This window comes from Klebsiella sp. H-Nf2 (assembly GCF_002806645.1).
Lineage (GTDB): Bacteria > Pseudomonadota > Gammaproteobacteria > Enterobacterales > Enterobacteriaceae > Klebsiella > Klebsiella variicola.
Genome location: NZ_PIBL01000011.1, coordinates 124,144 through 145,254, shown reverse-complemented (window position 1 = coordinate 145,254; position 21,111 = coordinate 124,144). Strand labels below are relative to the sequence as shown.

Genomic DNA, 21,111 nt, shown 5'->3' with positions numbered 1-21,111 from the left:
ACGCGCTATCGCTGAACGGGGATGATCTCCACGCCGCACTGCACCAGCTGCTGGCGCAGCGCGGCGTCGGGTTCACCATCGACGATAAGCGTGCTGGCGAGGCTCAGTTCGCCGATGGCAAAGGCCGACGCGGCGTTGAGCTTCTCCCGGGACGCCATCACCACGGTTTCCGCCGCTCTGGCCGCCAGTGCGCGTTTGATGCCCGCTTCTTCATAATCACCGGTAGTGAAACCTGCCCGCGGGTGGATGCCGGTCACTCCCATAAAGAACAGATCGGCATTGATCCGCGCCATACCCGCCAGCGTCTCGGCGCCCACAGCGACGACCGAATGTTTAAACACTTTGCCCCCGAGCAGGATCACCTCGATTCGCGGGTGGTCGACTAGCGCCACGGCAATACCGGGGCTGTGGGTGACCACCGTACAGCTCAGTTCCGCAGGTAAAAAGCCGATCATCGCCGCGGTGGTGGTGCCGCCATCGACAATCACCACCTGTCCTGGCTGGATCAGCGCGGCAGCGGCGCGCGCTACCGCCTGCTTGGAGGCGATCTGCACGCTTTTGCGCGTTTCAATAGGCGCAATGGCGGCAGAAACCGGCAGTGCGCCGCCATGGACCCGCTGTAGTTTCCCGTCCGCCGCCAGCTCGCGCAGATCGCGGCGAATGGAGTCCTCGGAGACGTTAAATCGCTGACTCAGTTCCCCGGACATGACCTGTTTTTCCTCAGTGAGGATCTGGAGGATCTGTTGTTTTCTCTGACTGGCGAGCATCGATTTTCCTTCACGGCTGATCTTGTTTATGCACGATTATGCATGTTATGGTGCCGTCTGTCACCTCAAAGGGGAAATAACATGCAAACTCACGCACCGCACGTCCGCCACGTTCGCGAGACGCTGCTCTCTGACAACTGGTACACCTTAAAAAAATATACTTTTGAACTGTTGCGCCGGGACGGCCGCTGGCAGGAGCAGAGCCGGGAAGCCTATGACCGCGGCAACGGCGCGGTCATTTTACTCTATAACCGTGAGAAGCGGACGGTGGTCCTGACCCGTCAGTTCCGTTTTCCGGTGTTTACCCACGGCCACGATGGGTATCTGATTGAGGCTGCCGCCGGGCTGCTGGATAACGCCTCGCCGGAAGCGCGGATCGTTGCCGAAGCGGAAGAGGAGACCGGCTTTCGCGTGACGCGTATCGAACCCGTCTTCACTGTCTTTATGAGCCCAGGCTCTGTTACTGAGAAGCTCTACTTTTTTATCGCGGAATATCAGGCTGATGATCGTCGGGGCGACGGCGGCGGGCTGGCGGCAGAAGGTGAGGATATTGAAGTGCTGGAGTGGCCGCTGGCGCGGGCGCTGCAGGCTATTCGCGATGGCGAGATCATGGATGCTAAAACGATAATGCTGTTGCAGCATCTGGCACTAAATGCTGACACGCTCCTCGCCGGCTAAGGCCGTGGGCGGCGCAAATAACAAAACGCCCCGGATCCGAAGACCCCGGGGCGTTATGCCATACAACTTGCTATCGGCGATTACGCGCGAACGAAGTCGATGTGAGACAGTTTCGGCTTGAACGGGTGACGCTGAACAGCCTGAACTTTAACTTTCTCTTCTTTGCCATCGATAACGAGGGTCACAACTTCGCCGTAAAATTCAGCTTTATCCTGCATGTTCCACAGTTTGTCGTGATCCAGTTCGATAGCAACCGGAGCAGCTTCGCCACCGTAGATGATTGCCGGGAACTTGTTAGCTGCGCGCAGGCGGCGGCTCGCACCCTTACCCTGCTCTTTACGTACTTCTGCGTTGATAGTAAACATTGATGTCTCTCTATATATAAAGCCTGCAACAGGCGACCCAGCTGCAGGCAGATTATCTGCTTTGCGAATGCAAAAGCGGGCGGCATTATAGCCGCCAATCGGCACAGCGGCAATCAAAACCTCAGTTTTTGGCGGATTAACGCAGCTCATTGGCGCGACGGAAACGGCCCTGATAATCGAACACTTTTTCCCGCACCTGCCAGTATTGTCCCTTCATACGGGCGACGACAAAATCAGGATGGCGCAGCAGCGCCTGCTGGGCAATGATATCCGCCGGGGTTATCCAGCGTAACGGCACTCCCGGCGTACGGGTATGCGGGCGGATAAACAACTGCTCAAAGGCGGTACGCTGGGCGGGCGTTTGCAGACGGAAGCGCTCACTCACGTCGGCGCCGTCCTCATCATAGTAGGTGATTTTCAGCCACGGGCCTTTCTCGTCGCTACCGTGCTGCAGGGCCATGCCGCTGCAGCGCAGCACCAGCGCGTCCTTTAGCTTTAGCGCCGCCTTCAGCATATCGTCCGGGTCGACCAAAATCGTGTCGCACTCGCGGCAGCGGCGGGCAGCGATATCGTTTTCCGCGTTGCACTGCGGGCAGTTTTTGAAGCGAAAGCGGAAGTCGCACTGTTCGCGGTGGCCGTCATCATCTTCAAACCAGCCCTGGCAGCGGCGGCCAAAGTGTTCAATCAAGGTGCCGTCGGCGGTGGTTTTGCCCCAGAAGGTGTTGGCGAAACCGCAGGCCGGGCAGAAGACCTGCACCGGCACGTTGTCGCTTTTCCCCTTCGGCGTCCCCACTTCCGGGGCGTACAGGTCATGCGGGTTGCCGGCGTAGTCGAGGATCAGGCAGTCGGTTTTGCCCGGCGCCAGGCGCAGGCCGCGGCCAACGATCTGTTGGTAAAGACTCACCGACTCGGTGGGGCGGAGGATGGCGATCAGGTCAACGTGCGGGGCGTCGAAGCCGGTGGTCAGCACCGCGACGTTCACCAGATAGCGATACTCCTGCGCTTTAAACGCCTCGATGATGCGATCCCGCTCTGGTCCAGGCGTTTCCCCGGTGATCAGTGCGGCGTGCGCCGCCGGCAGCAGGCCAGTCACTTCCCGGGCGTGTTCCACGGTGGCGGCGAAGATCATCACCCCTTTACGACTTTCGGCGAACTCCACGATCTGGCTGACGATATGCGGCGTAATGCGCTGCTGTTTTTTCAGCTCGTGGTTAAGATCGGCTTCACTGAACAGGCCGTTACTCTGCGCCTGCAGACGGCTGAAATCGTACTGCACCACCGGCATATCAAGGCGTTCCGGCGGCGTCAGGTAGCCGTGCTTAATCATATAGCGCAGCGGCAGCTCGTAGATGCAGTCGCGAAACAGCGCTTTCTCGTCGCCGCGAACCATGCCGTGATAGTGAAACTGATAGATCCAGCCCTTGCCGAGGCGGAACGGGGTGGCCGTCAGGCCGAGCAGCCGGAGCTGAGGATTCACCTGCCGCAGGTGACTAATGATTTGCTGATACTGGCTGTCGTCGTCATCGCTGATGCGGTGGCATTCATCGACGATGAGCAGCGAGAATTCACTGTGAAACTGGTCGAGATTACGCGCCACCGACTGCACGCTGCCGAACACCACTTTGCCATGGCTCTCTTTTCGCTGCAGACCGGCGGCAAAGATATCCGCCTCGAGGCCAAGGGCGCAGTATTTCGCATGGTTCTGCGCCACCAGCTCTTTGACGTGGGCCAGCACCAGCACGCGGCCGCGGGCCAGCCGGGCGAGCTCGGCGATCACCAGGCTTTTGCCCGCGCCGGTGGGCAGGACTATCGCCGCCGGCTCGGTATGGCGACGAAACCAGGCGAGGGTGGCGTCGACAGCTTCTTGTTGATAGGAGCGTAATGTAAAAGTCATGAATTCACGGGGCTAATTAACTCGCGAATAGTATGCCACGAATCTTTTCCCTTGAGTGGTGTTAAGAGCCCGTTATACTAGCCAGTGAAATTCTTCTTTTTCGGGCGAGTTGCCCGCTCCAGCATTATTACAGGCTAAAAAAAACTCATGCGACTTGATAAGTTTATCGCTCAGCAGCTTGGCGTCAGCCGGGCTATTGCCGGGCGTGAAATCCGCGGTAGCCGCGTTACCGTGGACGGCGACATTGTGAAAGATACCTCTTTTAAGCTCCAGCCGGAGCACGAGGTGGAGTATGACGGTAACACGCTGACCCAGCAGCACGGCCCACGTTACTTTATGCTCAACAAGCCGCAGGGTTACGTCTGTTCCACCGACGATCCCGATCATCCGACGATCCTTTATTTCCTCGATGAGCCGGTGGCGCACAAGCTGCACGCCGCCGGGCGTCTGGATATCGACACCACCGGGCTGGTGCTGATGACCGATGACGGCCAGTGGTCGCACCGCATTACCTCGCCACGCCACCACTGTGAAAAAACCTATCTGGTGGAGCTGGAAAGCCCGCTGGCGGAAGGGACCGCAGAGCTGTTTGCCAAAGGCGTCCAGTTACATAACGAAAAAGATCTCACTAAACCCGCGGTGCTTGAAGTCATCACCCCGACCGAAGTGCGTCTGACCATTAGCGAAGGGCGCTACCATCAGGTGAAACGTATGTTCGCCGCCGTGGGCAACCATGTGGTTGGCCTGCATCGGGAGCGCATCGGCGACATTCTGCTGGATGACGCGCTGGCGCCGGGTGAATATCGTCCGCTGACGGAAGCGGAAATCGCCAGCGTGGGCGCCCCGCAGGCACGGAGTAAAACGTGACGGTGAAGCAGAATTCTTCTGTGGGAATTGTGTTTATTCTCGGCCTGCTGGCCATGTTGATGCCGCTGTCGATCGATATGTATCTTCCGGCGCTGCCGGTGATCGCCGCCCAGTACAACGTCCCGGACGGCAGCGCGCAGATGACGCTCAGCACCTATATCCTGGGGTTTGCGCTGGGTCAGCTGCTGTACGGGCCGATGGCAGACAGCCTTGGTCGCAAACCGGTGATCCTCGGCGGGACGCTGGTATTCGCCGCGGCGGCGGTGGCCTGCGCCCTGTCGCAGACCATCGATATGCTCATTGTCATGCGTTTCTTCCACGGTCTGGCGGCCGCGGCGGCCAGCGTGGTGATCAACGCCCTGATGCGCGATATCTATCCGAAAGATGAGTTTTCACGGATGATGTCGTTTGTCATGCTGGTGACGACCATTGCGCCGCTGGTGGCGCCGATGGTTGGCGGGGCGGTGCTGGTCTGGTTTAGCTGGCATGCCATCTTCTGGATCCTTGCGCTGGTGGCCCTGCTGGCCTCGCTGATGATCGGCCTGTTTATCCGCGAGACGCTACCAGCTGACAGGCGTCAGCCGTTCCATCTGCGTACTACGCTGGGTAATTTTGCCACCCTGTTCCGTCACAAGCGGGTGCTGAGCTATATGCTGGCGAGCGGCTTTAGCTTCGCCGGCATGTTCTCTTTCCTCAGTGCCGGGCCTTTCGTCTATATCAATATTAACCACGTCGCGCCTCAGCACTTTGGCTACTATTTTGCGCTGAACATTGTTTTCCTGTTCCTGATGACCATGTTCAACAGCCGCTTTGTGCGGCGGGTGGGGGCGTTGCGCATGTTCCGCGCCGGGCTGTGGATCCAGTTTGCCATGGCGGTATGGATGGTGGTTTGCGCGCTACTCGATGTTGGCTTCTGGTCACTGGTGCTCGGCGTGGCGGCCTTTGTCGGTTGCGTATCGATGGTGTCGTCTAACGCCATGGCGGTGATCCTCGATGAGTTTCCGCATATGGCGGGCACCGCTTCGTCGCTGGCCGGAACGTTTCGTTTTGGTATTGGGGCTATCATCGGCGCATTGCTGTCTATGGCAACGTTTACCACCGCCTGGCCGATGCTGATCTCTATTGCCTTCTGCGCAACCTGTTCTATTTTCTTCTCGCTTTACGCTTCCCGTCGGCGAAAAATCGCACACTAGGTCACATTTTCAGGGGCGAAATCGCCCCTTTCTTGATACATGTCAACCAGAATGAGCTTCAGGGTTCTGCGATTTGTTTCCTTTATGTAAAATCAATTAGTGTAAAAAGTCGCATTGTTGCGATAAAAAAGTTGTTTTGGATCACAGAAACGGGTACATATAGCGCCAATCGGCTCGCCGGGTAAAAAAATAAAGCGCTGGATTATAAGTGCTTAACCCTGGCCCGCCGTGGCTGTAAACGTTTTCTGCGTCAAGGCAGGACTATTTGTCAACAGTGTGTTAATATTGATGTAAATTTATTGTGAAGCTTTTTGCTTCCGGGGAAACCACGTGAATACACAACAACTCTCTATCGTACACCGTCTGCCGCAGAGCTATCGCTGGCTGGCCGGTTTTGCGGGTTCCAGAGTTGAACCGATTCCGCAAAACGGCGCGCAGAACGAGAACAGTCTCGTTGCCCTGAAGTTGCTGAGTCCGGACGGTGAGAAAGCCTGGCCGGTTATGCATAAGCTCAGCCAGGCGTTAAGCGACATCGAAGTCGACTGTTCCGTCCTTGAGTGCGAAGGCGAACCCTGCCTGTTCGTTAACCTGCAGGATGAGTTCGCCGCCACCTGTCGTCTGAAAAATTTTGGCGTGGCCATCGCCGAGCCCTTCTCCGGCAACAACCCCTTCTGACCGTCAGCTCAGCGCCAGCAGCTGGCGGGTATACTCGTGTCGGGGTGCGCTGAAGACGGACTGGCACTCGCCCTGTTCAACCACCTCTCCCTGACGCAGCACCATCACCTGATGACACAGCGCCCGCACCACGCGTAAATCATGACTGATAAAAATATAGGCCAGCTGATGTTTTTGCTGTAATGCTTTCAGCAGATTCAGGATCTGCGCCTGAACGGTTTTGTCCAGCGATGAGGTCGGCTCGTCGAGGACGATCAGCTGCGGCTTGACGATCAACGCTCTGGCGATGGCGATACGCTGCCGCTGGCCACCGGAGAACGCCGCCGGGTAGCGCTGGCGGCTGGCCGGATCGAGGCCGACCTCCTGCATGGCGAGGATCACCGCCTGTTCGCGTTCGACTGCCGTCATCGTCGGCTGGTGAACGCGCAATCCTTCTTCAATAATCTGCTGCGCCGTCAGACGCGGATTGAGCGACGAGTTCGGATCCTGAAAAACCACCTGCATTTGTCGGCGCAACGGCAGCAGCTGTCGACGGTTACGCCCCTGAATCGGCTGGCCGGCAAAGGTTATCCTGCCCTCGGATGAGATCAGGCGCAGCAGCGCCAGACCGGTGGTGCTTTTTCCCGATCCCGATTCGCCCACCAGCCCCAGCGTCTCGCCGGCGCGCAGCTGAAAACTGAGGCTGTTGACCACCCGATGGTGATCGACCACCCGGCGCAGGATCCCTTTGCGAACAGGAAACGCCACGTTTAAATCGTCCGCCAGCAGCAGCACCGGGGCATCGACGGCCAGCGGTACCGGCTCGCCGTCCGGCTCGCTATCCAACAGGCGTTGGGTGTACGGATGCGCTGGTGCGCTGAACAGCGCCCGACAGTGATTTTGTTCCACACAGCGGCCGTTCTGCATCACCGCCACCCGGTCAGCCAACTGACGGACAATGCTCAGGTTATGGGTGATAAACAGCAACCCCATGTTCAGCTCCCGCTTCAGCTCGCGCAGCAGCTGCAGGATTTGTGCCTGCACTGACACGTCGAGGGCGGTGGTCGGTTCATCGGCGATCAGCAACTCCGGGCGCGTCAGCAGCGCCATGGCGATCATCACCCGCTGGCGCTCGCCGCCGGAGAGCTGATGCGGATAGTCCGCCAGTCGCCGCGGTGCCTGACGGATCCCAACGCGCTCCAGGCAGTCGAGGATCTCCCCGCGCGCCGCCTGTTTGCGCATTCCCCGGTGTAACGACAGCACCTCGTAGAGCTGTTTTTCCAGGGTATGCAGAGGGTTGAGCGACACCATCGGCTCCTGAAAGATCATCGCGATTCGGTTGCCGCGCACACCGCGCAGCGTGGCCTCATTCGCATGCAGTAGCGACTGGCCATGAAAGCGGATATCGCCGCTGGGGTAGCTGGCCGGCGGGGTGGGGAGCAGCCGCAGCACTGACAGCGCGGAGATGCTTTTTCCGGAGCCGGATTCTCCCACCAGCGCCAGCGTCTCACCGACCGCCACCTCGAGCGACAGATTATGTACCACGGTCTGCGTCTCGCCCTGCTGGCGAAAGGCAATAGAGAGATTGTCGATAGCTAACAGCGGGTGGGTCATATTACACCGCCTTACTTGGGTCAAAGGCGTCGCGAACCGCTTCACCAATAAAAATCAGCAGCGTCAGCAGTACGGCGACGGAGAGAAACGCGGCAATGCCCAGCCAGGGCGCCTGCAGGTTGTTTTTTCCCTGCAGCAGCAGCTCCCCGAGAGAGGGGGAGCCGAGCGGCAGACCGAAGCCGAGAAAATCCAGCGACGTCAGGGTGGTAATGGAGCTGCACAGGATAAAAGGCAGGAAGGTGAGGGTCGCCACCATTGCGTTAGGCAACATATGCCGCAGGATGATCTGCCGGTCGCTGACCCCTAGCGCCTGCGCCGCCCGGATGTAGTCGTAGTTGCGGGTGCGAAGAAATTCAGCGCGCACCACGCCCACCAGCGTCATCCAGCCAAAAAGGACGGTGATTGCCAGCAGCCACCAGAAGCCAGGCTGCACGACGCTGGAGAGCAGGATAATCAAAAACAGCGTCGGCATCCCTGACCAGACCTCGATAAAGCGCTGGCCCCAGAGGTCGATTTTACCGCCGTAGTAACCCTGTATCGCCCCGGCCAGCACCCCCAGCACGCTGGAGAACAGCGTTAGCAGCAGACCGAAGAGCACCGAGATGCGTGTCCCATAGAGGATCCGCGCCAGCACATCGCCGCCGTTGGCGTCAGTGCCGAGCCAGTTGCTGGTCGAGGGCGGCGACGGAAAAGGAACCGTGCTGGCAAAATTAATCGTCGTTGCGCCGAAGCGCACCGGCGGCCAAAGCGCCCAGCCGTGGGTGGCCAGCTGGTGCTGTAGCCAGGGATCCTGATAGTCGGCGGCGGTGGCAAATGCGCCGCCAAAGGTTTGCTCGGTGTAGTTTTTTAACACCGGAACGTACAGCTGGCCCCGGTACTGCACCAGCAGCGGGCGATCGTTGGCCAGCAGCTCGGCGCCCAGGCTGCAGAGGAAGAGAATTAAAAACAGCCACAGCGAGCAGTAGCCGCGACGGTTGTGACGAAAGCGCGCCCAGCGGGCCTGATTAACGGGACTGAAGAAAGACATTAGCGGCCCTCAAAATCAATGCGCGGGTCGACCAGCGTATAGCTGATATCGCTGATGATATTCAGCAGCAGGCCAATCAGTGTGAAAATATAGAGTGTGCCGAACATCACCGGATAGTCGCGGGAGACCGTCGCTTCATAGCCCAGCAGACCCAGGCCGTTTAGCGAAAACATCACTTCGATCAGCAGCGAACCGGTAAAGAACATACTAATAAAGGTGGCCGGAAAGCCGGCGATCACCAGCAGCATGGCGTTGCGGAATACATGTCCCCAGAGGATCTGTTTCTCACCGACACCTTTGGCGCGGGCAGTGACCACATACTGTTTGCGGATCTCGTCGAGGAAGCTGTTTTTGGTCAGCATGGTCAGGGCGGCAAAGCCGCCAATCACCGTCGCCAGCACCGGCAGGGTGATGTGCCACAGGTAGTCGAGGATCTTCTGATACCAGGGAAGGGTGTCGAAGTTCGGTGAGACCAGACCGCGCAGCGGGAAGAGGTCGAAATAGCTGCCGCCGGCAAAAATCACGATCAGCAGGATGGCGAACAGAAAGGCGGGGATCGCATAGCCAATAATAATCAGCGTACTGCTCCAGATGTCAAAGCGGCTGCCATTGCTGACCGCTTTGCGGATACCCAGCGGAATGGAAACCAGGTAGATAATCAGCGTACTCCACAGCCCGAGGCTCACCGAGACCGGCAGGCTGTCTTTAATCAGCTGCAGTACTGAGGCGCTGCGAAACAGGCTGTCGCCAAAATCAAAGCGCAGATAATCGCCCAGCATCTTCAGGTAACGCTCGTGCAGCGGCTTATCGAAGCCGTAGCGGTGGGTGATCTCGGCGATGACTTCCGGATCAAGGCCCCGCCCCCCGCGATAGTGCCCCTCGCTGATGTTCCCTGCGCCGGTGCGGGCATGGCTGGCGCCCATCCCGCCGTCGCCGGCACCCGGCATCCCGCCGTGCTGACCAAACTCTACGGCGGCGATGGCCTGGTCGACCGGGCCGCCGGGCGCGATTTGCACTATAAAAAAGTTAATGGTGATGATGGCCCACAGGGTGGGGATCACTAACAGCAAACGGCGGATCAGGTAGCTGCCCATGGGATGTCCTTAACGTCTGTCCGCGGGGAGGGTGGCCGCTTTATTCACGTCGTACCACCAGGTATCGAGGCCTGACGAATAAATGGGGCGGGTCTCGGGGAATGAGAATTTATTCCACCACGCGGTGCGGTCCTGCGCCATATACCACATCGGCAGCATGTAGTTATTCCAGGTGAGCACGCGGTCCAGCGCCCGACCGAGGGGGATCAGTTTCTGCTTATTGCCCTGCCACTGCAGGATCTGCGCAATCAGCTTATTCACCACCGGGCTTTGCACCCCCGGCGCGTTATAGCTGGAGTGAATATAGTCTGAGGCCCAGGAGATTTGCAGGTCGGTGCCGGGCCAGGGCATGGCACGCCACAGGCTCGGCATCATGTCGTAATCGCGGCTGCGGCGGCGGTTGCTGTACTGCGAGTTATCAACCTGACGAATATCCATGACGATCCCCAGGCGCTGCAGGTTGTGCTGAAACGGCAGCACCCAGCGGTCATTGCCTCCGGCTGGCATCAGCAGCTCAAAGCGCAGCGGCTTGCCAGTGGCGGCGTTGATCCGGCGCTGGTTTTTTACCGTCCAACCCGCCGCATTGAGCAGGGCGTCGGCTTTGAGTAAGTTGTCGCGGTCGAAGCCATCGCCGCGGGAGACCGGCGGCTGGTAAACCTGGCTGAAGACCTCCGGGGGCAGTTCGTTTTTCATCGGCGTCAGCAGGGCCAGCTCGGCCGCGTCGGGCAGGCTGCGGGCGGCATATTCGGTGTTCTGGAAATAGCTGTTGGCGCGCTGATAGGCGCTGTAAAACAGCGCCTTGTTCATCCATTCAAAATCGAACGCCAGGGTAATGGCCTCCCGCACCCGGCGATCGGCAAAAACCGGGCGCTGAATATTGAACGCCAGCCACTGGGTATCCTGCGCCGAGGTATTTGTATGCTCATCTTTAATAATGTAGCCGCGGCTGAAGTTGCGACCGACGTAGCGGGTGGCCCAGTTTTTGGCGACCGTCTCTTCCCGGCGATCGACGGCTCCCGCTTTAAAGGCTTCGAAAGCGACATTGTCGTCGAGATAATAGTCATAGCGCAGCGTATCGAAATTCCAGCGACCCCGGTTGACCGGCAGATCGGCTGCCCAGTAGTCGGCGACCCGTGAATAGGTGATGTATTGCCCCATTCGCCAGGCGCTGATGCGGTATGGCCCGCTGGCCAGCGGCGGCTTTGACAGCGGGTCGCTGAGTTTGTGCTGGCGCCAGAATGCCTCAGGCATCACCGGCAGGCTCAGCAGGCTCAGCATGTTCTCTTTGCCGGGCTGGTCGAGGTCGATTCGTACGGTCAACGGGGCGATGGCCTTAACGGTGGTGCCTTTATAAAACAGGCGGAACTGCGGCACCCCTTCGGTCATAAACTTGTTGAAGGTAAACGCGACGTCCTGGGCGGTGATTGGCGTGCCGTCATGGAAGCGGGCGCGCGGGTTGAGAGCGATCTCCATCCATGAATAATCCTCAGCATAGCGCGCCCGTTCGGCAATCAGCGGGTAGTAGCTGCCGGGCTCATCATCCGAGGTGGTGAACAGGGTATCGTAGAGCGCCTCAGTACGCACGGCGGGATTGCCGCGCAGTGCGTAGCGGTTGAAGTTGTCAAAGGTGCCGATAGCCGCCAGGGTGAGGGTGCCGCCTTTCGGCGCCTTTGGATTGGCATAATCAAAATGGCTGAAGCTGGCGGCGTATTTGGGTTCACCGATAATCGCAAAGGCGACGCTTTCTTTTATAGTTTGCGCCTTAGCGCTAAGGCTAAACAGAGCAAGCAGAATTAAAAAGAGGCGCGCATACATAGACGGCAGAATACCTTGTCATGGTCGGCCCCCATAGCCGACCTCTGTTCCCGCATCATATGTGAGACTTAGCGCGTTGTGAAATAATTCGCAGGTTCATCATGCGCGGCGACCAGTGCCTCCAGCGATAGCGGACGGCTTATCCAGTACCCCTGCAGGAAATTGACGCCCTGGGCACGAAGCCATTCCGCCTGTTCCTGGGTCTCCACTCCTTCAGCGACGGTCATTAATTTCAGCCGGCGGCTGAGGGTCAGTACCGCATCCAGCACCGGCGAGGTCACAGTTTCGGTGCCAATCGCCTGCACAAAGCCGCGATCGATCTTCAGATAATCGAAGTTATAGCGTTCGAGATAAATCAGCGCGCTATGCCCGGTACCAAAGTCATCAATCGCGATTTCAAAACCCTGCTGGTGGAGCCAGGCGAAGTTAGCGATCGATTTTTCTTTATCAATCATGGCCCGCTCGGTCACCTCCAGCACCACGTGAAAATGGTCGGCGGGCAGCGCGTCGGCAAAGCGCAGCATATCGTCGCGGAAGCTGTCAGCCTGCAGATGGGCAGGGGAAATATTGAGCCCCAGCTTGACGCCGCGGGGCAGGATCCGTTTAAGCACTTGACCGTCGCTGGCGATCAGCGCCAGCAGGTGATGGGTCAGCGGCACGATCATCTGCTGGGTTTCCGCCAGGTTAATAAAGACGTCGGGTGGGATTTCACCCACCACCGGATGGCGCCAGCGCATGAGCACTTCCACGCCGCTGATGCGCAGGGTCTGGGCATTCACGACCGGCTGATAGACGACGTAGAACTGGTTATTTTTGATCCCCAGCAGTATCGATTTTCGCGGATCGGATTTGATCGTCAGCACGTAATAACAGAGCAACCCCGCCAGCAGACCGCACACTACCCCGAGCAACAGGGCAAACTGTGTATTTTCCGCCAGCCAGCTGTTGGCATACAGGTAGACCTTCAGCGGTAAACCGTCGATCTGTACCTGGCGGATCGGTGCGTTGTCCAGCGTTTGCGGATCCACCAGCCGGTTACTGAAGGTGGAGATGGCGGTATGGCCGATGGCCAGCGCAATACCGCTGAAATCATTTTGTCGTGCGGAATAGAGGATATAGGGCGTGAGGTTGGCGTTAATCGATACGAAAATGCCGCTGTTTGCATCATCGGGTTTGCTAACCCATAACGCCAGCGCTGCGCTTTTCGGCATCATCGGCGTGCCCGGCAAAATCGCCATATCAAGGGGTTTGTGAATATCGATCGTCGGGATAAGCTGACTGAGGGGCGTATTCATGGCCCCTGTCGCCGAGGAGCAAAAGACGACGCCGTTTTTGACCAGCAGAAATGCGCGAACGTTAGGGCTGAAGGCGGCATGGGAGGTGAGCCCCGAGTCGATATTTTCGCAGGGCTGATCCACCAGCGGCTGCAGGCCGTCAATGGTCTGACGTAGATCGTAAAAATAGCTTTTCAGGTAAGTGTTAACGTTGTTGATAATGGCGTCGAATCGCTCTGCCCGGTTATGGTAAATCACCATGAACTGAATGCAGCCGGCCAGCAGCGCGACGATAACCCCCACGCAGAGGCTGGTTAACCAGATTTTACGCTGGGGCGAAAAGTAGCGAGTAAGCATAGCTATAGTCTTTCCGTGTTATTGAATCGCATCAACGGGTTGTCAGTCGTCGTTTTTCTCATTCCCACTTAAAAGACATAGCTTATTTTGCGTCGTTCAGAATCAGGTGGCAAAAAAAAACACTGCCGGGGCAGTGTTTTTTTATCCCGCCTCCAGCCAAGGGATAACCGGCGGCGGTAGAGGACAGTTTACGAGCGGCTCAGAACTCGACGCGCTTCGTTGTAGCGCTTTTTCCAGTACGGTTCATCCATGCTGGAGATGGTCACCCCGCTGCTGGTGGAGGCGTGAACGAACTGGTTGTTGCCGAGATAGATCCCGACGTGGCGGCCAGTAGAGCCGGCGCGGAACAGAACCAGATCGCCAGTACGCAGCTGGGTACGGGAAATCGATTTTCCGGTTTCCTGCTGTTCAGAGGTTGAACGCGGCAGTTCCAGACCAAATTGTTCGCGGAAGGTGCGCTGCACGAACGCCGAGCAGTCGATACCTTTGCGAGTGCTGCCACCGAGGCGGTAACGCACGCCTTTCCAGCTGGCATACTGATCCATCAAACGGGACTTCACGTCCAGGTTACGGACCATCGTTTCAAATTCATCCTGAGAGGCTTGCAGTGATGATAAATCGCCACTACCCACAGCATGCGTCTCAGAATGCATATTTCTGGCGGTACTTGTTGAACTACACGCGGAAAGCAGAACCGCTACTGCAATCGCGGGGGCTACCCGCAAGATGTATCTCAAAATCGGCTGAGATTTGACCATGCTGTTTATTTTCCCTTGTTGTCCTTAACGACAATGTCGTTATAAAAAATGCCAAACGTGTTAGAGCCTAAATACCCATCCGCAATGAGACAATTCCTTAAGCTTAAATTTGTGCAGTCACGCACAAATTTATTCATGCTCTGAATTAATGTTGCGGAAAAGGCAAAACGAGAACGAGATTACCCTATCAAACGCCGCATGGCGAGCGGTTTTGCGCGATTTCTTATAAGTATTTTGGTGACAAAAAGTGAATCATCGGGAAAGGACAAAATAGCGCCAGCATCGGGTAAAAAACAGACAATTCCTTCATTTGTCACGGGATTAATGTGACAAGAAGATGAACATCATGTTGAAAAAAAGCACAATTGAAAAAGGGGACCCAAAAGGTCCCCTTATAGATAATGACGCCAGACGGCGAGCACGGCATTATTTGGCCGATATTCCGCCGGGCAGGGAGCGATCGAAAAGGGCGATCAATTTATCGCTCAGCGGTGTCATCAATACCCACGGCGCGCCAATCAGGACGGCGGTCAGGGAGCCCACGGCAATATCGCTGAACCAGTGAGCGCCAATCATGACGCGCGGGAAAGCAAAGACCACAAATATCACCAGCGCCACGGCCAGCGCACGACGGCCGAAATAGCGCCACATAAAGCTCGCGAAGATCAGCAGCATCATCCCATGATCGCCAGGGAAGCTGTCCTTTGAGGCATCCTTGGTGGGAAAATTGACGACATCGCTGACGCGGGTGATATCGTCAAAAAACAGCGATGGACTGGCGCGCTGAACCGGCATCAGGTGCTGCGCCAGCTGGTTAATGATCACCGCCGCCAGCAGCATCACCACGCCCATGATGGCAATCTGACGACGGCCCGCCGCCGACGCTTTAAGCCAGTAACTGAGCATCAGGCAACCCATCGCCAGCAGTGAACAGGCGTCGAAGGCGCGATTGTTGATAATCGCCAGCAGCCAGGCATAGGCGTGGCTGACGCTGACGCCATGGTTAAAGAAATGGAAGATCGCAGAGTCGAGCGGCGACCACGCGCCGTGGTTGGCTGGTAAATACCAGGAACAAAATAGTGCCACACCCGCGATGTTAAGCAGCAGGATTAAAGGAATTCGGTTTTTCATCATAGCCATTGCGATTCTGTAACAGTCGGCGGCAACCTTAGCCGTCGTAACTTAAACGAAGCCTCAACAGTGAGGTCTGGAGCGCGTTCCAGTCGGCTTCGTTCGCCGAGATAAGCTCGATCCGGCTATCAGGTGGGGCGACGCTCAGGGTCTCGATATGCAGATCTTCGCCCTGGCGGTTGATCCTCACAGCCCCTTCGGCAATGCGCATCACACCTTTGACGCGTGCCACAGGTGCCAGCCGTGCCCATTCGAGCAGGCCGATGGTCTCGAAGACCGTTTCCGCGTCGAAAATCCAGCCGCAGGCCTGATAGCCCTGGCCGCTGTTGAGATGGCGGCGCCAGCGCTGGTGCTCGGGCAGGCTGAGTGCGGCGAGACCGCTGGTCGGGCGAGAGTGGTGAACATGCTCCGCACTCGCCGGCAATGGGGCGGTGTTGCGGCGCGGCTCATCGAGCAGGGCGAGGTCGATATTGCCCTGGGTCGCCGACACCTGACGGCGATCGCCGCCCCAGCGCAGCCACCAGTCGGCCAACGCCTGGGCGCTTTCGGGCGTTTCCCGATCGTTTTTGTTGGCCACAATGATGTCCGCCGCCGCCAGCTGATCGCGGAAATTGTCATTGTTGACGACTTTCTCATCCAGCAACTGGCGGGGATCGAGGATGCACACTGTGGCGCGCAGATCGATCCAGGGTTCATACACTGCTGCGGTGAGGATATCGAGGATCTGCTTCGGGTGGCCAAGGCCGGTGGGTTCGATCAACAGACGATCGGGTTTACCCTGGCGCAGCAGGGTATTCAGTCCAACCTGCATCGGCAGGCCGTTGACGCAGCACATGCAGCCGCCGGGGATCTCTTTGAGCAGGGCGCCGCTGTCGGCCAGCAGCGCGCCGTCTATCCCGACTTCACCAAACTCATTCACCAGTACGGCCCATTTTTCATCCGCAGGTTTCTGTGCCAGCAGATGAAGAATAGAGGTCGTCTTACCGCTACCGAGAAAGCCGGTGATCAAATTGGTTCTGGTCACTCTTTTCTCCAGGATAAATGTAATGTTGTAACAGTTACGCCTATCCTGACGAAAAAAGGGAGAAAAGAGAAGACCTGAGGCGGACAGAAGCGGATTCTGTCCGCATAAGCGCAAATATTGTTAAGAATTCAGCGCGCAGGCCACGGCCTCGCGGGCACCGTGCGTCGTCAGCTGCTGCCAGCCGGTGCGGATCCCGGCGACAAACTGCGCGTTGTGCGGCAGGTCGCGGCCAAATATTTCCTCCAGCCCGAGCAGCGCATCGACGCGCTGCTGCTCATCGCTCTGCGCCACCCGCTGCTGGATCTTGTCGACCAGTGGATCGCGCACGTCGATCGTCTGACCCGCATCGTCAGTACCGCTGACGTAGCGCATCCAGCCGGCAACGCCGAGGGCCAGCAGCGGCCAGCGGCTACCGCGCTCAAGATGCACGCGGATGCCATCGAGCATACGCTGGGGCAGCTTCTGGCTGCCGTCCATGGCGATCTGCCAGGTGCGGTGTTTGAGCGCCGGATTGCTGAAACGGGCGATCAGGCTGTCGGCATAAGCCTCCAGATCGACGCCGGTAATGGTCAGCGTCGGGGCCTGTTCGTCAAGCATCAGCTGGCGAGCCGCCCGGCGGAAGACGTCATCCTGCATGCAGTCGCTGACGTGCGCATATCCTGACAGATAGCCAAGCCAGGCGAGGAAAGAGTGACTGCCGTTGAGCATCCGTAGCTTCATTTGTTCCCAGGGCAGCACGTCGTCGGTCATCTGCACGCCTGCCGTCTCCCAGGCGGGTCGTCCGGCGACGAAGTGGTCTTCGACCACCCACTGAATGAAGGGTTCGCAGCTGATGGCGCAGGGATCGTCGACCCCCAGCACGGCGGCGATTTCCGCCAGCGACTCGGCGGTGGCAGCGGGAACGATCCGATCCACCATGGTGCCCGGGAAGCTGACGTTATCGGCGATCCAGTTCGCCAGCGCCGGGCTGCGTTTTTCCGCCATGCCGAGGACGGCATTTTTCACCACGTGGCCGTTGTCGGGAATGTTATCGCAGGAGAGCACGGTAAAGGGCGGCAGGCCCCGTTCCCGGCGGCGGGCCAGCGCTTCCACTAAAATACCGGGAGCCGACTGCGGCAGCGTCGGATTCTCCAGATCGTGAACGATGCGCGGATGCGTCGGATCCAGTTTGCCGGTCGCCGGGTCGATGCAATAGCCTTTTTCCGTGATGGTCAGCGAGACAATCGCCACCTGCGGCTCGCAAAATTTTTCGATAATTGCCGCCAGTGAATCGAGCCTGGCATTCAGACATTCGTGCACCGCGCCGATAATAATGGGCTGATTACCGTCGGCGCCTTTTTCCAGCACGGTAAACAGGTGGTCCTGTTCGCGAAGCTGGCTCATCAGCGTATCGCCACTGAACAGACTGATTTCACAGATCCCCCAGTCGCCACCGACGTTATTCAGCACGCGATCGGTCAGCAGCGCCTGGTGCGCGCGATGAAACGCGCCAAAGCCGAAATGGACAATACGCGAGCGGAGCTGGCTGCGATCGTACTGAGGACGTTGCACGCTTTCCGGTAGCGTAGCGGTTGCAATTGTTGTCATTCTTCACACACCTGTTTAACTGCTTATTAACAATGTCAGTCTAAAGTTATATGACAGGAAATTAAATTGGTAAGCCGAAATTATCCGCTGACTGTGAGCTGGATCAATCAATGCGCCGGCACTGTTTGCAGCCTGAGCAGAAACATGTATGGTAGTCGTCATGAGTGTCGCCATTATTGGTATAACAACTTTTGTGAGGGCATAGCGATGGAACAAACCTGGCGGTGGTATGGGCCGAACGATCCGGTATCGCTTGATGATGTACGGCAGGCAGGGGCGACCGGCGTCGTGACTGCGCTGCACCATATTGCAAACGGTCAGGTCTGGCCGGTAGACGAGATTAAAGCGCGTCAGGCGCTGTTAGCGGCAAAAGGGCTGACCTGGTCGGTCGTCGAAAGCATTCCGGTCCACGAGGATATTAAAACTCATAGCGGGCAGTATGCGACCTGGATTGCCAACTATCAGCAGAGCATCCGCAACCTCGCGGCCTGCGGCATCGATACCGTGTGCTACAACTTTATGCCGATCCTCGACTGGACGCGCACCGATCTGGAATATGAGCTGCCGGACGGCTCCCGGGCGCTGCGTTTCGATCAAATAGCCTTCGCCGCCTTTGAACTACATATCCTTAAACGCCCGGGCGCGGAAGCGGATTACAGCGAAGAAGAGCAGCGCCAGGCCGAAGCCTGGTTCAAGGCGATGAGCGAAGCGGATATTGAGAAACTGACCCGCAATATCATCGCCGGCCTGCCGGGGGCGGAAGAGGGTTACACCCTCGATCAGTTCCGCGCGCGTCTGGCGGAATATGACCACATCGATAAAGCGCAGCTGCGCGACAATATGGCCTATTTCCTGCGCGCCATCGTGCCGGTGTGCGAAGAGGTGGGGATCCGTCTGGCAGTGCATCCGGACGATCCGCCGCGGCCGATCCTCGGCCTGCCGCGTATCGTGTCGACCATCGAAGATATGCAGTGGCTGAAAGAGACGGTGGACAGCATCAATAATGGCTTCACCATGTGTACCGGGTCGTATGGCGTCCGCGCCGATAACGATCTGGTGAAGATGGTGGAAACCTTTGGCGATCGCATCCATTTCACCCATCTGCGCTCCACCTGCCGTGAAGCGAACCCGAAAACCTTCCACGAGGCGGCGCACCTTAGCGGCGACGTCAATATGGTGGCGGTGGTGGATGCTATCCTGCGTGAAGAGCAGCGGCGTAAACAGGCTGGCGATCTGCGTCCGATCCCATTCCGCCCGGATCATGGTCATCAGATGCTCGACGATCTGCGCAAGAAAACCAACCCAGGCTATTCGGCGATTGGCCGTCTCAAGGGGATGGCGGAAGTGCGTGGCGTCGAGCTGGCGCTGAAAATGACCAAATACCCTGAACTGCTGTAATTGCGGTAATAGGGATAATAAAAGGGACAGCCGGCGGCTGTCCCTTTTTACTGTCGGGGCGTCAGCCTGGTCGGGTAAGTGAAGCGCCACCCGACAAAATAACGGCGCAATGGGGTAGATACTGTGATCGGTTTGCAACAGTGTCGACCCTGGAAAAACCTGTGTTCTCTGTTATTTCCGGGCAGATTGCGCTCCCGATATTTCTTCTGCGTTATGTCACTCATGGTGCAGGGAGCGCACAGGGGGCGGCCAGTCGCCGCCGCCCCCTGTACCCCCGGGCTCCGGCCAGCAAAATCGCCACTTCGTGGTGCCTTCGACTTATCCCTGCAGGCTTCGGGTCGGGCCGAGGCAGCGTCCGTGCAAAACACGGCCCTCAGCCCGCATCCATGCGGGCTGCCCCGGCCTTCCGGGAACGTCTCAGCGATTTTGAGGCCGCCAGCACCGGCAGTTTCAGCAAGAATAGTGAATAAATTAACGACAGGGTGCCCGCATCGTAGGCCGGATAAGGCGTCAGCCGCCATCCGGCACAAATACGGGAACCGTGTTGAATGAATATTATCCGGCACCGGGGCATACCGTCGCCAAATAAAAAGGACAGCCAGCGGCTGTCCTTTTTTACTGTCGGTGCGTCACAGAGGATTAATCCGCGCGGCCCATATAGCGGCACTCTTCGATATGAATGCGGATTTTCTCACCGGTTGTCAGGTATTCCGGCACCTGAATGACCAGGCCGGTGCTCATGGTGGCTGGCTTGGTGCGGGAGCTGGCGGATGCCCCTTTAATACCCGGCGCGGTTTCGATAATTTCCAGGTCAACGGTCTGCGGCAGCTCCAGGGCCAGCAGCTGGCCGTCCCAGGTCAGCACCTGCATATCCGGCATACCGCCTTCCGGAATAAACTGCAGCTCTTCTTCGATCTGCTCTTTGGTAAAGGTGTAAGGGGTATAGTCTTCTTTATCCATGAACACGTATTCGTTGCCATCGACATAGGAGAAGTCAACGAAACGGCGGGTCAGGGTGACGGTATCGACGATATCGTCACCTTTGAAGCGCTCTTCCACTTTCAGGCCGGTACGCACATCGGAGAAGCGCATTTTATACAGTGTCGCAGCACCACGGGCGCTGGGTGACTGAATATCGATATTTTTCACAATCAGCAGCTTGCCGTTGTAATTCAGCACCATACCTTTTTTAATTTCATTCGCTCTTGGCATTGCAGTAATCCTGTCACTTAACGAGTCAAAAATATCGCGTAAAACTACTCGCGCCCGCGCCTTCAGGCAAGCGGAATTCGCGAGTTTTGCTATCTTCTGGCAAAACGTTTAGGCTGTGGCACAAAATGAGCGTTTGGGAGCTGGGTTGTGGAATGTCGTACCGATTGTGGCGCATGTTGCATCGCTCCCTCTATATCATCGCCAATACCCGGCATGCCGCAGGGCAAGCCCGCCAATACCCGCTGTATTCAGCTTTCCGAGCACAATTTATGCCTGATTTTCGGCTCGCCTCTGCGCCCGAAGGTGTGCGCCAGCCTGCAGCCCTCGCCCGAGATGTGCTTCACCAACCGTGATGACGCCATCACCTGGCTGCTGGATCTTGAACTGGCCACCGCACCCTGA

The 21,111-nt window shown here is 57.8% G+C and carries 19 protein-coding genes; 6 read left to right on the top strand and 13 right to left on the bottom strand.

Translation table 11 applies throughout. The annotated features are described in order from the left end of the window. Positions 1-5: 5 nt before the first annotated feature. Entirely contained in the window at positions 6-767 is a 762-nt protein-coding gene (locus tag CWM58_RS22075; RefSeq protein ID WP_061153838.1) for a DeoR/GlpR family DNA-binding transcription regulator, read from the bottom strand. Positions 768-848: 81 nt separating this feature from the next. Between CWM58_RS22075 and CWM58_RS22070 the strand changes: the two genes are divergently transcribed. Next, positions 849-1,445, top strand: a complete 597-nt coding sequence (locus CWM58_RS22070) for an NUDIX domain-containing protein (protein WP_061153839.1) — start codon at positions 849-851, stop codon at positions 1,443-1,445. 80 nt (positions 1,446-1,525) lie between these two features. Here CWM58_RS22070 and rplY read toward each other — a convergent pair whose 3' ends face one another. After that, on the bottom strand, positions 1,526-1,810 hold the full coding sequence (gene rplY / locus CWM58_RS22065) for a 50S ribosomal protein L25 (RefSeq protein ID WP_061153840.1): 285 nt from the start codon (positions 1,808-1,810) through the stop codon (positions 1,526-1,528). Between the two features lie 136 nt (positions 1,811-1,946). Then, entirely contained in the window at positions 1,947-3,704 is a 1,758-nt protein-coding gene (locus CWM58_RS22060) for a DEAD/DEAH box helicase (protein WP_100681793.1), read from the bottom strand. A 147-nt stretch (positions 3,705-3,851) separates the two neighbouring features. Here CWM58_RS22060 and rsuA point away from each other — a divergent pair, with 147 nt between their 5' ends. The 3 genes from rsuA to CWM58_RS22045 all read left to right on the top strand — a co-directional run bounded on the left by rsuA (position 3,852) and on the right by CWM58_RS22045 (position 6,439). Next, entirely contained in the window at positions 3,852-4,571 is a 720-nt protein-coding gene (gene rsuA, locus CWM58_RS22055) for a 16S rRNA pseudouridine(516) synthase RsuA (RefSeq protein ID WP_061153842.1), read from the top strand. Further along, the gene (locus tag CWM58_RS22050) at positions 4,568-5,764 is read left to right on the top strand and encodes a Bcr/CflA family multidrug efflux MFS transporter (RefSeq protein ID WP_100681792.1); all 1,197 of its coding nucleotides are present in this window, start codon (positions 4,568-4,570) and stop codon (positions 5,762-5,764) included. Before rsuA ends, CWM58_RS22050 begins: the two co-directional genes overlap by 4 nt. A 330-nt stretch (positions 5,765-6,094) precedes the next feature. After that, entirely contained in the window at positions 6,095-6,439 is a 345-nt protein-coding gene (locus CWM58_RS22045) for a YejG family protein (RefSeq protein WP_002912974.1), read from the top strand. A gap of 3 nt (positions 6,440-6,442) precedes the next feature. Here the strand turns inward: CWM58_RS22045 and yejF are convergent, their stop codons facing one another. From yejF to CWM58_RS22000, 9 genes are all read right to left on the bottom strand, one after another. Further along, entirely contained in the window at positions 6,443-8,032 is a 1,590-nt protein-coding gene (yejF, locus tag CWM58_RS22040; protein WP_100681791.1) for a microcin C ABC transporter ATP-binding protein YejF, read from the bottom strand. 1 nt (position 8,033) lies between these two features. Next, entirely contained in the window at positions 8,034-9,059 is a 1,026-nt protein-coding gene (locus tag CWM58_RS22035; protein ID WP_100681790.1) for a microcin C ABC transporter permease, read from the bottom strand. Further along, positions 9,059-10,153 (bottom strand): microcin C ABC transporter permease YejB, encoded by a 1,095-nt coding sequence (locus CWM58_RS22030; RefSeq protein ID WP_100631141.1) that lies wholly within the window; start codon positions 10,151-10,153, stop codon positions 9,059-9,061. Before CWM58_RS22030 ends, CWM58_RS22035 begins: the two co-directional genes overlap by 1 nt. Positions 10,154-10,162: 9 nt before the next feature. Further along, entirely contained in the window at positions 10,163-11,968 is a 1,806-nt protein-coding gene (locus tag CWM58_RS22025) for an extracellular solute-binding protein (protein ID WP_100681789.1), read from the bottom strand. A gap of 68 nt (positions 11,969-12,036) precedes the next feature. After that, complete coding sequence (locus CWM58_RS22020; protein WP_100681788.1) at positions 12,037-13,599, bottom strand: cyclic di-GMP phosphodiesterase; 1,563 nt, start codon at positions 13,597-13,599, stop codon at positions 12,037-12,039. A 188-nt stretch (positions 13,600-13,787) separates the two neighbouring features. After that, positions 13,788-14,357: a bifunctional murein DD-endopeptidase/murein LD-carboxypeptidase gene (mepS, locus tag CWM58_RS22015; RefSeq protein WP_004201653.1), complete on the bottom strand. Its 570-nt coding sequence runs from the start codon at positions 14,355-14,357 to the stop codon at positions 13,788-13,790. A gap of 426 nt (positions 14,358-14,783) precedes the next feature. Next, complete coding sequence (locus tag CWM58_RS22010; RefSeq protein ID WP_165785836.1) at positions 14,784-15,497, bottom strand: phosphatase PAP2 family protein; 714 nt, start codon at positions 15,495-15,497, stop codon at positions 14,784-14,786. A gap of 28 nt (positions 15,498-15,525) precedes the next feature. Then, a complete protein-coding gene (locus CWM58_RS22005; protein WP_061153850.1) occupies positions 15,526-16,512 on the bottom strand; it encodes a CobW family GTP-binding protein in 987 nt (328 codons plus the stop codon). Positions 16,513-16,632: 120 nt separating this feature from the next. Further along, positions 16,633-18,099 carry a mannitol dehydrogenase family protein gene (locus CWM58_RS22000; RefSeq protein WP_100681787.1) on the bottom strand — a complete coding sequence of 489 codons (1,467 nt, stop codon included), beginning with the start codon at positions 18,097-18,099 and terminating at the stop codon, positions 16,633-16,635. Positions 18,100-18,306: 207 nt separating this feature from the next. Here CWM58_RS22000 and uxuA point away from each other — a divergent pair, with 207 nt between their 5' ends. Continuing rightward, the gene (uxuA, locus tag CWM58_RS21995; RefSeq protein ID WP_061153852.1) at positions 18,307-19,497 is read left to right on the top strand and encodes a mannonate dehydratase; all 1,191 of its coding nucleotides are present in this window, start codon (positions 18,307-18,309) and stop codon (positions 19,495-19,497) included. A 639-nt stretch (positions 19,498-20,136) separates the two neighbouring features. Here uxuA and yeiP read toward each other — a convergent pair. Further along, a complete protein-coding gene (yeiP, locus tag CWM58_RS21985; RefSeq protein ID WP_002912951.1) occupies positions 20,137-20,709 on the bottom strand; it encodes an elongation factor P-like protein YeiP in 573 nt (190 codons plus the stop codon). 147 nt (positions 20,710-20,856) lie between these two features. Between yeiP and CWM58_RS21980 the strand changes: the two genes are divergently transcribed. Further along, positions 20,857-21,111 carry a YkgJ family cysteine cluster protein gene (locus CWM58_RS21980; protein WP_061153854.1) on the top strand — a complete coding sequence of 85 codons (255 nt, stop codon included), beginning with the start codon at positions 20,857-20,859 and terminating at the stop codon, positions 21,109-21,111.